The sequence below is a fragment of the Gordonia terrae genome (assembly GCF_001698225.1).
GTDB lineage: Bacteria > Actinomycetota > Actinomycetes > Mycobacteriales > Mycobacteriaceae > Gordonia > Gordonia terrae.
Genome location: NZ_CP016594.1, coordinates 2909790 through 2923357, shown reverse-complemented (window position 1 = coordinate 2923357; position 13568 = coordinate 2909790). Strand labels below are relative to the sequence as shown.

Sequence of the window (13568 nt, the reverse complement as noted above, 5' to 3'; positions counted from 1 at the left end):
GACGCCTGATCCTGCCGCACAGACGATCCCACCGACATGTCGGTGGGATCGTTTGCGTTATACCGCTGTCGGCGTTTCGTTTGGATGCGATCCGACGACCCGTCAGCGCGGAACCGATTGCAGCACTGTGGATATCCGGACTGCCGCGTCACGGACGCGATCGATCTTCTCCGACAGTGCCTGTCCGCCGAATCCCTCGACCCGGCCGCCGATGCTGATCGAGGCGATCAGACCGCCCGACCGGTCGGTGATCGGCGCGGCGACGGCTGCCACCCCATCGAGGTAGTCCGAGTCGCTCACGGAGTAGCCGATTTCGCGAATGCGATCGAGGTGGCGAGTCAATGCCGCCGCGTCGGTCAGGGTCCGATCGGTGAATGCGGGCAGCCGATCGTTGATCCATCTGGCGCGCAACGTATCCGACATCGCGAGCATCACCGTGGGTCCAGCTGCCGCGTGATACGGCAGGACGGTGCCCACCGAGATGCCGGCGACCACGAGTGAGCTGTTCCCCTCCACGAGGTCGATACAGACCGCGCCCTGCTCCGCGGGCACCATGAGGTAGGCGGTGTCCCCGAAGTCGGCGGCGAGTTCGGTCATGAACGGCTTTGCTGCGGAGCGAATGTCGAGGTCACTCAAGGCGGCTGAGCCGACTTCGAAGACCCGCAGGCCCACCCGGTAGGCGCCGCTGTCGGTGCGCTCGATCCACCCGGCGTGAATGAGGGTGGCCATGAGCCGATGGACGGTCGTCTTGTTCATCCCGCTGGCCGAGGTGAGCTCGTTCAGCGTCCACGACGGACGGTCGGCGCTGAAGTGTTCGAGCAGGGTGCAGGCCTTCAGCACGGCACCGACGACCTCCCGGCTCGAGGGCGTCTCGGGATCGGCGAATGTAGCCACGAACAGTGTCTCGCTTCCGGGTAGTAGGGCGACCGTCTCCGACATCTTACGAAGACAACTCTGTACAGGCTTCTTGACATGTGACTCAGGCCACCTTAGCGTCTCGTTACGTATTGCGATATGCATTCCGCATCACGAAACGGAGATGATTTGCATGAGCGCACCCTCGCTCAAGGAACTCACGTCACGCGGTCTCGTCTATGCCCCCGGTGTCTGGGATGGTTTGACCGCACGCCTGGCCGAGCAGGCTGGATTCAACGCGCTCTGTGCGTCGGGCTTCGCCGTCTCGGCCGCATTGGGTCTGCCCGACGCCGAGCTCTACACGATGACCGAGAACCTTCAGGCCGTCCGGACGATCCGCTCGGCGTCGTCGCTCCCGCTGGTCGCCGACATCGACACCGGCTACGGCAATGCGGTCAACGCAGCGCGCACGGCGTCGAAGTTCGTCGACGCCGGTGTCGACGGGATGTTCATGGAAGACCAGGTCTCGCCGAAGTCGTGCCCGATCTGCGTCGGCGATCCGGTCGACCTCATCAGCGTCGAGGAGGCGACCGGGAAGATCCGGGCGGTACGCGACGCGAGTCCGGCAGACGTCTTGCTCATCGCACGCACCGACGCGCGCGGTGACGAAGCGATGCGTCGCGCGCACGCGTACGTCGAGGCCGGAGCCGACATGATCATGCCGGTCACCAAGACGTTCGAGACCGCCGAGGAATGGGAGCACTGTCATTCCGAGGTCGGGGTACCCCTGATGGCGACCCTCACCGCGTCGACCTGGACCGAACGGGAGTTCACCCCGGAGGTGCTCGACCGGATCGGGGTTCGGCTCGCACTGCTGCCCACTCAGGTGTTGATGGCGGTCACCGGAGCAGCCCAGAACACTCTTCGACGCCTCGCTGCCGGCGAAGCTCCGGCTCAGGTCAGCGCCGACGCGCTCCCGCACCACGAGTTCGTCGACCTGATCGGCTTCGGCGAGGTCGAGGCGATGCAGCGCAAGTACCTCCCGGCGGCACGGTGATGGCGATGGGCCACACGATCACCGAGAAGATCCTCGCTCGCGCCACCGGCCTCGATTCCGTGCGCGCGGGAGAGAACCATGCGGTTCGCCCGTCACGCATGATCGCCTACGACTTTCCTGGGTATACCGACGTCATGTTCAAGCAGATGCGCGACGACTTCGGGATCACCGAGCTCGAGGACCCTAGCCGGTACGTCGTGTTCATCGACCACATGCTGACGAAGAAGAACGAACGCGAAGACGAGGTACACCAGGTCACGCGCGACTGGTGCGAGTTCTACGGCATCGAACTGCATGAGGCGCAGGGCATCGGCCACCAGCTCACCGCAGAGTTGGGGCTCGCCATCCCCGGTGATTTCCTCGTGCACTTCGACGGCCACATCAGCGGCGTTGGCGCGTTCAACGCACTCGGCTGGGGTATCCGGCGGGACCTGATCGAGGCGTGGGTGACGGGGCAGATCCACCTCGACATCCCGGCCACCACACGGTTCGACCTCGTCGGGGAGTTCCCCGAGGGCGTCGACAGCCGTGACCTCGTCCACACCATCATCGAGATGGTCGGGGCCGACGGCTGCGCCCATCAGGTCATGGAGTTCGGCGGTCCGGGCGCCCGCTCGATGAAGATCGATCACCGGCAGGGTCTGTCTGGGATGGCGATGTTCACCGGTGCGGTGTCGGCGGTGTTCGAACCCGACGATTTGTCGCTCGACTATGCGCGCAAGGTCGCGCGAACGGATTTCGAACCCGTCTACCCCGATCCCGATGCCGTCTATGCGGCTCGGTACACCATCGATCTGAATGCACTCGTGCCCAAGGTGGTTCGACCGGGATCGGCGCGGGTTGCCAACACCGCCACCGCCCGCGAACTGGAAGGCACGCCGATCACCCGCGCGTTCATCGGTTCGTGTGCCAGTGGCCGGATCGAGGATCTTCGCGCGGCCGCGCTGGTCCTCGACGGCCGGAAAGTCGCGCCCACCGTCGAACTCAACGTGGTACCCACGTCACGCGAGGTCCTGGACCAGGCTGAGAAGGAGGGCCTGCTGGACGTCCTCCGCGCGGCGGGCGCCACGATCGCGATGTCGAGTTGCGACTTCTGCTTCGGTTATCAGCAGCCGCTACAGCCCGGTGAGAACTGCATCTCGACAGGTGTTCTCAACATCAACGGCCGGATGGGCAGCCCGGAGGCGAACATCTACATGGGCTCGCCGTACACCGTCGCCGCCAGTGCCGTCAGCGGTTCGATCGTGGAGTCGGTTCGATGAGCGCCTACCCGCCGCCACCCGAGGTGATCGAGGGTAAGGTCGCGTGGATCTTCGGCGACGACTTCGACATCGATCTGGTGGTCGGCGTCTCCAACATCAAGTCCTACGATCCCGACCACCTGCGTTCGGTGTGTATGAGCGCCTACGACCCCGGTTTCGCCGATCGCGTACGTCCCGGCGACATCATCGTCGGCGGACGCAATTTCGGTTACGGCCATCCGCATTACCCACCGATGGTGGCGCTGCGCAATGCCGGCATCGCAGCGATTGTCGCCGAATCCTTTTCCCCCGGTTTCTGGAGGGGCGAGACGTTCAACGGCATGCCGCTGATCACCATCCCAGGTGTGTCGTCGGCCGTGTCGGTCGACGAGCCGGTCACCCTCGACTGGCGCACCGCCACGCTGCGGACCTCCACCGGTGATGAACTCGTGGGCGCCTCACCCAACCCCCGCACCATCCAGATCATCGAAGCAGGCGGCTCGTATCAGCTCCTGCTCGCCGAACACTCCCCCGCACGACAAGGACAGCCCTGATGACCAACGTGGAGAAGCCCACCCGGGCCGACGACCGATCTCCTGGCGCAACGCCGCCGGACCCGCATCGATCCAGGGAACCGCAGAAGTCGCCGGCCATGGCGCGGCGGGCTGCGATCGCCGGTGGCGTCGGCACCCTGATCGAGTACTACGACTTCGCGGTCTACGGCTTCCTCGCCGTGGTGATCGCGCCGCTGTTCTTCCCGTCGGACAGTCCGGGTACATCGATTCTCGCGACGCTTGCGGTGTTTGGTGTCGCGTATGTGGCGCGGCCGTTGGGCGGCATCTTCTTCGGACGCCTCGGCGACCGCCGCGGACGGCGCTCGGCCCTGGTCGCGACCGTCGTCTGCATGGGTATCGCATGCGGCATCCTCGGTCTGCTGCCGACACATTCGTCGATCGGCGTCCTGGCACCGATCCTGCTGGTGCTGGTGCGTCTGGCCCAGGGATTCTCCGCCGGCGGTGAGGTCGGTGGCGCCGCCACCTACATCGCCGAGTCGGCCCCGGCACATCGCCGCGGCTTCTTCGGCTCGTTCACCCCGATCGGTTCGACGCTCGGATTCGCCGTTGCCGCAGCCGTTGTCGGTCTCGTCACCCTCCTGACCACCGACGAACAGATGGAGTCGTGGGGCTGGCGTATCCCGTTTCTCCTCGCGCTCCCCTTGGCTCTCATCTGCCTCCGCGTGCGCATGAAGCTCGAGGACACACCGGAATTCGAGGAGATGGCCGAGAAGCAGGAGGTCGCCAAGAGCCCGCTGCTCGACGTCGTGCGCAACAACCCGAGGTCGGTCCTGAAGGTGGTAGGCATCGCGATCGCGATGAACGGTTCGGGATACATCGGATTGACGTACTTCAACGTCTACCTGATCAACGACCTCGGCTTCAGCAAGGACTCCGTCTACTGGACATCGGCAATTGCCATCGCGTTGGCGTGCGCCACGTTCCCGATCAGCGGCATGATGACCGACCGCTTCGGACGTCGACCCGTGCTGCTCTTCGGATACCTCACCTACATCGTGATCGCGTTCCCCGCGTTCATGATCCTCGGCGCCACCGGCAGCATCGTGGTCGTCGGACTCGTCTACTTCGTCTACATGACGCTCAATGGTGTCGTACAGGTGCCCGCGTTCCCGCTGTTCACCGAGCTGTTCCCCAGGGCCACCCGTTACACCGGTGTCTCCCTCGGGTTCAACATCGGCACCATCGCCGCGGGCGGGACCGCGCCGTACGTGGCCGCCCAGCTCGTCGAATCGACCGGCAATGCCATGGCGCCCGCGTTCTGGGTGGTCGGTGTCTGCCTGATCGGTACCGTCACGCTGCTTGCGATCCGTGAGACCAGCAAGACCGCCCTTCCTGCTTAGGCGGGGTTTTGGCGCAAACCGCAGCCGGCGAGACAGGTTCGTTGGGACCTGTTTCGCCGGTTGTGTGCGGAACGGTACTGAGACACCAGGGTCACGCGGAAAGCTCTGCGAGCAAGCTTCGTAATCTGACTTCGCCGCTTTCACGTGCGCGCTCCGTTATGGGTGTATCGGGGATGACAAAGAATCGAATAGCCCCTTGCTCATAGAAGCGCCGCATGCTGGAGGAACCGAATTCTAAGTCGACCCCTTCAATTGTCAGTGCGAATAGGTCGTCACTCAGCTTCACGCTGGTTGGGTTAACCGTGAAGTACGCCGTATATCCGAGGTCGGCATAGATCCCTGTTCCCTCACGCACTTCAACGGAGTCGAGCGAGAAGTAACTATCGAGGGCCTTACCACGCGGGAGGTCTGGCAACTCGATGTAGATTACAGTCGACATCGAGTAGGTTTCGAAGTATTTCGTCAAGGCGCGGCGGGCTTGGTCGGCGTGCTGTCCAATCACTATTTCTCCTACATCTTTTCGGCAGTATTCCTGCGCAGCCACTCCATGCGTTCCGGCTCCGGCGCCCCCAAGTTCCGCTGCCAGCAGTCGGGTTCGGCGGCGCCGAGTTCCTCCAAACCAGCCAGAGAGCGGCTTCAATTCCAATGCCACCACAGATCGTCAAGAAGAAGATTGCGCCCGTCGCGCAAGGGAGTCCTGTGCGCACTCACGGACCCACTCATCCTCGTCACGTGCGAGTTGCTGCAACACTGTTTGATCTAGCTTAGGGTTCTTCGCCAGCGCGGCTCGGACGCCCGCGTCGGAATCGGAGGCCAATAGCCTGGCAATCGTTTCGTCCTTAGCCGCGGCCCGTCGCATCGCAACCGTGAAACGCACGTCTCGATCGACGTCCTGCGCAAGGATTCGGAGAACATCAAGCGGAAGGGTCTTGTTCTGCACAACGAAAGCCCGGTACTCGGGCACTTCAGAGATGATCCTGAGCCACACCTCCGCTGGTGCCGAGTCACGAGCCACACGGTGCCGATCCTCGAGGTCGTCGCTGTTCAGGAGTGACTCATACTCGCTGAGTGAGGTGATCAATGCAGGTCCTTTCTCGGTATGAAGACTCCGGCATCGCCTTTGTGTTTGCCCACGATGAAGTCTCCGTACTCGTCGGCGTCCCTGAACCAATGCAGTCCGCGCTTGTCTTCTGTGTACACCTTCCACACCGAATTCCCGTGACCGGCGTCATCCTTTGACCACCAGAGCCCGTCCGATTTGCTTTTGTAGTACTTCCTGGAGCCCCAGGACTTCGTCTCTGATGTGCCATCCTTGGTGATCTCCCATAGCCTGCGCTCGGGCGACGTCTTGTCGTTCTGTTCCAGCGAGTCGCCATTACGCGATCGGGAGTCACCGCAACCCTTCGTTGGCGCCAAACCACGGGGGTCAGCCGCCAACGTGGGGTTCGTCGGATATGTATGAGGGTTGGGTGCTGGCCGGAGCCCCAGCGGGTCCGGACTCAGGTACCTTCCGGTCCCCGGCTGGTAGTACCTGTGACGGTTGTAGTGCAGTCCGCTTTCGGAGTCGACGTACTGACCAGGAAACGCCCACGGCGTCGAAGAGCCGACCCACGTGCTCTCGCCGTACAGCGTTCGCGCGGCCTGCCCGGCGACATCACCTGTAAGCGGATCGATGAGCGCTGTCGGTGTCGCGATCTGGTCTGTGACGATCGCGAAGAACTCTCGGTCCACCTCGGTCTGCGTCCACTCGACCGGCTTGGACGGTGCGAACGAAGGTGGGCCCAGGTTGAGGCTCACCTCCCCGTCAGGCGCACTCCCTTCGTCCTCAGTGCGGTCTGACGGCGTGATCGATTCTGTACTGCGCGTCTGCGCAAGAGGTGTAAACGCGTTTGGTGCGAACGTCCAGGTAGTCGCAGCGAGGCTAGCGATGGACCGGTCGTCTGGCGCGTCTGAGATCGCCTCTGTCTGCTCGACCAACTGCTCGCCGTGCCAATGGAACCGGGTGATGGCCCCAGTTGCCGTATTGGTCTTGCTCAGGCGTCGCCCGAGGTGGTCGTAGGTGTACGTCCATGTCGTCCCGTCGGGAGTGGTCACGCCGCGCAGTCGATCGTGAGCGTCCCAGACGTACCGCCACACATCAGGTTTGCGCGACAGTCGCCTGCGGCTCATCGAGATGAGGCGACCGGCGGGGTCGTAGCGGTACGACGTTCGGCCGTCATCGACGAGGAGCGTGCCGGAGTATCGCCATCGACCCTTGGAAGACCTCGGTTCCGAGGGTTGGTAGGTCTCCGAGACTCCGTAGTCGGTGACGTTGCCGGTCGCATCGTAGGTCAGTTGCTCCGTGCCGGCGGGACTGACCGCCGCAGTGATCCGTCCGAGCACGTCGACCTGGTAGTCGGTCCGACCGCGATCGGCCAGGGTCGTCGTCGAGGCAGTGAGGATGCCGTCGGCGCGGTAGGCGTATTCGGCTCGGGCCACGGTACGTTCCGGTCCCCCGCCACCCCGACCGCCCGAGCCGAGGTTCAGCGTTGCCGGATTGGCAGAGACCTTCGCAACCGACCGGCCCACCAGCCGTCCGACCGGATCCCACGACGAATCGATGGCCGTGCCGTCGAAGCGTCGACGCTGCTCGCGGCCGGATGCGTCGGTGGTGATGTCGCAGGTACGACCCGCCGTCGAAATGAAGTCGAGCACCCCGCGCGGGTCATACCCGTAGCGCGTGTGCACTGCGGTCGGCGTCGTCACCGATGCCGAACGGCCCGCGCCCGTCCACCCCGACTCAATCACCCAGTCGCCGGTTCCATCGTTCACGCCGGTCAATAGCGGCATTCCCGCCGCCGTATACGTCGAGTGCCACCGCCCGAACGCGCCGACGACACTCTCCGGCCGACCGGCGAGGTCGTAGCTGTACTCGGTGACCTCCCCGTCGAAGTCGGGGTTGAGCGGGTCCGAACTACGTTCAGCGACAACGCGACCGGCGGCGTCGTACTCGAACTCTACAGTCTGCCCGGCCGCGTTCGTCCGCGTAGCGAGCCGTCCGCCCGCGTCGCACGTGTAGGTCGTTGTCGCGTTGTTGAAGTCGATCTCGGACTGCAACGACCCGTCCGGGTTGTACGAGTAGCTCCACCCCAGACCGTCGGGGTTGGTGACAGCGACTAGCCGGCGTGCGGTGTCGTAGGTGAACGCGGTTCGCGACCCGTCCGCATCGATCCGCGCGACCGGCAGGTCGTAGTGGCCGTACTCCCAACGCGTGGTCGCGCCGACGGGATCGACGTAGGCGACGCAATTGCCCTCGCCGTCGTACTCCCACCGCGACTGTCCACCATCGGGAGCGACGAGACTGGTCCGATTCCCCATCGCGTCGTATCCGACGGTGGTTCTGGCGTTCTCGGCGTCGACGACCTCGACCGGCCGTCCGAACGTGTCGTACGCGATCCGCGTTGTGTTCCCGAGCATGTCGGTGATCTCGGTGGGTAGTCCGGCTGCGTTGTTGCGGTACCGGACCGTCACGCCGTCGGGATCCGTGTGCGACGTCAGCGCACCGTGGTCGTCGTATGTGTATGACGTCACCGCACCGGCGTTGTCACTCACGGACAGCGGACTTCCGTTGTCTCCGTACGCGATTCGTGTGGTGACCGGACCCGGTTCGACGATCGTGTCCGGCCGTCCCGGACCCGCGTAACTGACTTCCGTCGCTGCGCCGTCGGGTCCGACGATTCGCTCGACATCACCAGAGGCGTTGTAGTGCAGCCGCGTCGGATTACCATCCGGACCGGTCAGCACCATGGGTTGCCGACTGTCGTTGTAGTCGGTCCGAATGATCCGTCCCATCGGATCGATCTCCTGCCGCACCCGATTGTCTGCATCGAGGCCGTACAGCGTCGTCGCGCCGACGGCGTCGATGTAGGTTGTCATCGACCCGGGGCCCGCCGTCCGGAGCTGGTAGTCGAACCGCCCGGACCACACGCCGTTCATGCCGGATTGGATGGTCACACGGCCGAGGTCGTCGTACCGGTTCCAGTACTCCATCCCGATCGAGTCACGCCACCAAGTCATCCGCCCGGCCTCGTCGTAGCCGAAACGCGTTGTCGCACCGACGGCGTTGGTCGACGCCGCGAGATGGCCGCGGTGATAGGCGAAAGTGCACAGCTGCGTGTCGACAGGGACGCCGTCCACCCCCGCAGTCAGCCGGTACCCCAGGATCCGAGCACCGTCGCACTGGACGTCGATGCGATAGCCGGCGGAATGTTCGACCGCAGAGGGCCTTCCGAGTTCGTCGAAGACGAACCGGATCCTGTTGTGATGCCGGTCGGTCATGGCCGAAACCGCGATGCTGCCGGCCGCGACATCGATGCCGTCCAATTCCGGGATCGGGATGAAGAACCAGCTTATGAGCGTACGGACATGGGTCAGCTGATAACCGTCTGTCGCAGTTGCTCGCAGTTCCCAGTCGGTGTCGTTCACACTCCGCGACACCGAGTCAGCCTGCGGTTTCGGGAAATTCGTCATGGTGCCGTCGGCGTCGACGATGGTCACCAGGTCGTCGGAGACAATGGCGCGGGCGTCGAAGGTGGACGGTGTCGTCGGTCCGAGCCATCGACCCCACCGGTACCGCGATCGATGACGGTGCGTGAGCTGGAGCGGCAGAACCCCGGGCAGATTGACGTCGGTCAGCGGAAGGAAGTACTCGCCGGTGGCGACATTGACCGGCTCACCATTGCTCCGACACTGGTCGGGTGACTCGTTGCCCTCGCTGGTGTCGGCACGCTCGGTCGAGCCTGCGTCGGTGCGTTCGGGATTCGCGGGATCGATAGGTTCGCCGGTGTCGTTGTCCGGGGTGGAGTTGCTGCCATCCGGGTTGTCGCCGTCGGGTCGGTTGCCGGTTGCGGGATCTCGCGGCGAGGACGGTGCGTCGGGACTCGCTGGGCGTGGGTTGGCCGCCGAAGGTCGCTCCGGTGTGAACGGACGGTCCGGAACCACTGCCGGCGGGATCGGCCGGTCCTCGGGGCCGTTGCGTGGCGGGTGAGGTGTCGAGTCCGGCGCGTGGCGGACCGTGGGCTCGGGCACGTGATGGGTGTTCGACGGAACCGGGCGGCTGCGGTCGATGTCGCGTGAAGCTGTGGATTCAGGTGTGGTGCGCGCTGGTGGCGTGCGGTCCGGGGTGTGGTCGGGCGTGCGCGGTGGGGCGGCGGGGGCATCCGCACGCGGCGGGGTTGCCGGGCCTGCTGGCGCTGTGCCCGGCTTCGGTTGCGCGGGATCGGGTGTCGTGTGTGGCGTCGAGACCGGGTGGTGCCCGGCGACCGGTGCGACGGGTCCGTGCGCGGGCGTGTCGGTCTGGTCAGGCGTGCGCGTGGGGGTGTCAACGCTGTCGGGTTGAGTCGGTGCGTCGGGATGTGCGGCCGGCGTCGGACGGGGGCCAGGTGCTTCGGTGTCAGGTCGCGCGTGAGGTGTTGTCGGATTTGCTGGTTCGTCAGCCTTGGGCGGGTGTCCGCTCGTCGGTTCGTCGTGCCGGGTCGGGCTTCGGTCGACGACAGGCTCGTTGGGCTTGGGTGGCGTCGGTTCGTGATGCGCGGGGTTCGGTGCGCCGTCGCGGTCGACGTTGTGCGCCGGAGTGGACTGGCCAGGTGTGTGGTCACCACCGGACGCGGCTGCGGGAGTGGTGGTGTCGCCGCGGTTCGGTCCGGGCGGGTCGTCGTCGCCGAGGTTTCGCGGTGCTGGCGGACTGTCCGCGGGTCCCGGCGTCGGGGAGCCCGGCCCGTCCGACGCGGGTGAGGGTCCGGGCTCGGGTTTCGGCGCCGGCGCCGGGGTGTCGGGGTGAGGTCCGCTCGGGCCGTTGCCGTCAATTGGGCCACCGGCAACGGGCTGGTCCGGTGACGCGGCGTCGGGGCGAGGTGCGGGTGGTTCAGGTGCTCCCCCGCTGGGCGGAGAGTCAACAGCACCCGACGGCGGTGCCGGAGCCTCGGGCGTGGGAGCCGGATTCGGTGAGCCGGCGGGCGCTGGGGGCTCGGCCGCCCGCACGTCCGGTGCGGGACCGTCGGCCCGGGGAACAGGAGGCGCATCGTGATCGACGGAGATGTCGGGACCGTGTCGCCCAGGCAGCTCGGCGCTGGGACTGGCACCAGGCGCGCCTGGCGACGACCCGTGCGGCGAAGGCGACGTGGGTGCAGATGCGGGCGGGGCGTCGGGGCGATGTGACGTCGGGCCGATGTGTGGCGTGGGCGATGGGGTCGTCAGGTTGCGGCCGGACTTCGCGAGCCCAGTCAGCAGGCTGCCGCCCTTCGGCCCTGGCGCAACCATCATCACGGTATTGCCGATGACGTTGCCCAGCGCCTGGGACGGATCCGTCGACCACCCGGACCCGGCGAAGTTCCGGACGAACTCATCGGGATGGGCGACCTGATGCACGATGCCGGCGACCATGGTCGCCGAATTGCGCATGTAGTCATGAGGATTGGCGATGTTGTACGGGTTCTGCGGGCTCAGTGTGTTGAGGCCTTTGACGAGCTCGGTGACCGACCCGATCAGGCCGGCCTCGAAGTGGTTGAAGCCCGTGAGTGCAGCGGTCCCGACGTCGCTGGCGGTCATTCGGGCTTGATCGAAGGCCGACGGCATCGGCGGCGCCATATCCGCAGCGCCGCTCAGCTCAGCCTTGACTCCCGGGGCCGACGAGTTGCGCTGGTCTCGCCCGACTTTCAGGACTCGCTCTGCCTCGGCCTTAAAGCCGGGCCAGGGGTCGGGTCCGGGATGCGTGGGCGGGGTGTCTCGTCGATCGTTCTTGTAGTCGTCTAGTTCGTCGTTGTAGGTGTTGGCTTTGGTGACCCACTCGTTGTGTTTTCGTTCACCCTCCTCCCAGATGCGGACGGCGTCGGCGGCCTTCTGCTGAGCGAAGGTAACGACGCCGGACCAACCGGTCAGCGCCGCAGCGGCTTTGGCTGCGGCGTCACCGGCTGCGAACCACGGTGGAACCTGACGTCCGATCGCATCGCGAAAGTCTGCTGCACCGTCGCCCGACCAGGTGTCGACCGAGATGCCCCGCAGACCTTCGCCAGCAGTTATGAAGTTTGCGGCGAAGCCGGTGAACTTCTCGGCCAGAGCGGTGATCCCGGCCGGATCACCGAGGACTAATTCCTTGGGGTCTTTCGTCTGGTCGAGGTTCTTCTCGTCGGGCATGGCGCCCAACGAGTTGGCGACGCCATCACCGAAGTCCTCGACGTTGGTGGCGATGCTGTCGAGGCCGATGGCGCGCAGGCCGCCGCTGAGCAGTTCAGTCGCGCCGTCGACGAGTCCGCCAAGTGCTTCCTTCCCGCCTTCGAGGGCGTCGAAAAGACCCACCTACTTGGTCTCCGGTGTGGTCTCGGCACTGCTCGGCGAATCTGCGGTGAATCCGACTTGTTCGAAGCCGTCGATCGTGTCGGTGACGAGCGAGGACGGGTCGATCTGGTGGCGGCCGATCGTCTCGAGGTCCTCGGTCAACGTCCCTCTGAGCTCTTCACCCAACTTCCGATGCTCGGCCATCTCCTCAGGTGTCAGCGCCCACTGCGGGTCGGTGATGGCGTTCTTGTTGTGCTCCCACAGATCGCCCCACGACATTGTTTTGACCTGGTCCGGAGTGAGGTTCGGGTCGCCGATCAGGTCCATTGTGAAGTTCTTGAGCTGGTCGCCCGCCCACTTTTCTTCGCGCTCGTAGTGGCTGGCGCCCAGCCCGAGTCCTTTCGAGATCTCGGCTGCACCGGTGACGAGCGCTCGAACGCCCCATTCCCAGCGGTCGCAGTACTCCTCCAGGCCGCTCTTCGGTTCGGCATGGCCGATCGTGCGTCCGTTGAGGTCGAGGTCGCCGTATCCACGACCCAGCGCGGCGCTGTAGTCCGATCCGACGCCGGTGTCGGCGAGCCCGTCGATCACGCCGTTGATGCCGGCGCTGGCCTTGTCGAGATCTGAGGGCTCGACGTGCAAATTGTCGGTCATCGGACTACTTCGCCCTCGTCGTCGTAGTAGCAATGCGGCGTCAGCTCCCTACCCGGCGGGAACGTCATCGTCGAGGGTGTCGCGGGGTCGACGACAAGGCCGGTGGGTTCTGGCGCATGGTCAAGGACGCGGTCGATCAGTGCGTGGCCAGGTACGTCGAGGTAGCGGACCTCGTCCAGGTTTCGTTCGGTAAGCGCGGCGAACTCGCGCAGTCGGTCGGTCGTAGTGAACGCCAGCATCCACGGGATCCCAGCCTCGACCAGTGTGAACAGGCGACCGTTGATGTCGAGGGGAACGACGAGATCGGTGTCGCGCAGGGTCTCGTACAGGCGAGGTGGATCGCCGAAACCGGACAAATACGCCCGCACCTCACCGACATATGTCGTCATCACCGGACTCCCCCGCAGTCATCACCGTGTGCCGGTTGATGCTAGATCATGAAGGCTGGGTTCTCGCGGTGGTGTCCACAGCGGACTCGGACGGTCGACCGTTGATTCCTTGGCGCGGTCCTGACTCGCACCGTTTCGTCTTCGTC

The 13568-nt window shown here is 65.2% G+C and carries 10 protein-coding genes; 4 read left to right on the top strand and 6 right to left on the bottom strand.

Annotated elements, in window-relative coordinates; translation table 11 throughout:
• Positions 1-102: 102 nt before the first annotated feature.
• Entirely contained in the window at positions 103-939 is an 837-nt protein-coding gene (locus BCM27_RS13130; protein ID WP_004018546.1) for an IclR family transcriptional regulator, read from the bottom strand.
• 109 nt (positions 940-1048) lie between these two features.
• On the opposite strand from BCM27_RS13130, the gene BCM27_RS13125 reads away from it, so the two are divergent.
• The 4 genes from BCM27_RS13125 to BCM27_RS13110 are packed head-to-tail and all read left to right on the top strand — an operon-like array spanning position 1049 to position 5068.
• Entirely contained in the window at positions 1049-1912 is an 864-nt protein-coding gene (locus BCM27_RS13125) for an isocitrate lyase/PEP mutase family protein (protein ID WP_033205544.1), read from the top strand.
• Positions 1913-1917: 5 nt separating this feature from the next.
• Positions 1918-3174, top strand: coding sequence for a 3-isopropylmalate dehydratase large subunit (locus BCM27_RS13120; protein ID WP_172622056.1), 1257 nt, complete (start codon positions 1918-1920; stop codon positions 3172-3174).
• Positions 3171-3707: a 3-isopropylmalate dehydratase small subunit gene (locus BCM27_RS13115; RefSeq protein ID WP_004018543.1), complete on the top strand. Its 537-nt coding sequence runs from the start codon at positions 3171-3173 to the stop codon at positions 3705-3707. Before BCM27_RS13120 ends, BCM27_RS13115 begins: the two co-directional genes overlap by 4 nt.
• Positions 3707-5068, top strand: a complete 1362-nt coding sequence (locus BCM27_RS13110) for an MFS transporter (protein ID WP_004018542.1) — start codon at positions 3707-3709, stop codon at positions 5066-5068. The genes BCM27_RS13115 and BCM27_RS13110 overlap by 1 nt, the downstream gene beginning before the upstream one ends.
• 91 nt (positions 5069-5159) lie before the next feature.
• Here BCM27_RS13110 and BCM27_RS13105 read toward each other — a convergent pair whose 3' ends face one another.
• The 5 genes from BCM27_RS13105 to BCM27_RS13085 are packed head-to-tail and all read right to left on the bottom strand — an operon-like array spanning position 5160 to position 13422.
• On the bottom strand, positions 5160-5720 hold the full coding sequence (locus BCM27_RS13105) for a hypothetical protein (RefSeq protein WP_239450592.1): 561 nt from the start codon (positions 5718-5720) through the stop codon (positions 5160-5162).
• 9 nt (positions 5721-5729) lie between these two features.
• Positions 5730-6149, bottom strand: a complete 420-nt coding sequence (locus tag BCM27_RS13100; protein ID WP_004018540.1) for a hypothetical protein — start codon at positions 6147-6149, stop codon at positions 5730-5732.
• Complete coding sequence (locus BCM27_RS13095; protein WP_052369253.1) at positions 6146-12400, bottom strand: putative T7SS-secreted protein; 6255 nt, start codon at positions 12398-12400, stop codon at positions 6146-6148. Before BCM27_RS13095 ends, BCM27_RS13100 begins: the two co-directional genes overlap by 4 nt.
• Positions 12401-13033, bottom strand: a complete 633-nt coding sequence (locus tag BCM27_RS13090) for a hypothetical protein (RefSeq protein WP_004021282.1) — start codon at positions 13031-13033, stop codon at positions 12401-12403.
• Positions 13030-13422 (bottom strand): SseB family protein, encoded by a 393-nt coding sequence (locus BCM27_RS13085; RefSeq protein ID WP_004021281.1) that lies wholly within the window; start codon positions 13420-13422, stop codon positions 13030-13032. Before BCM27_RS13085 ends, BCM27_RS13090 begins: the two co-directional genes overlap by 4 nt.
• Between the last annotated feature and the right edge of the window lie 146 nt (positions 13423-13568).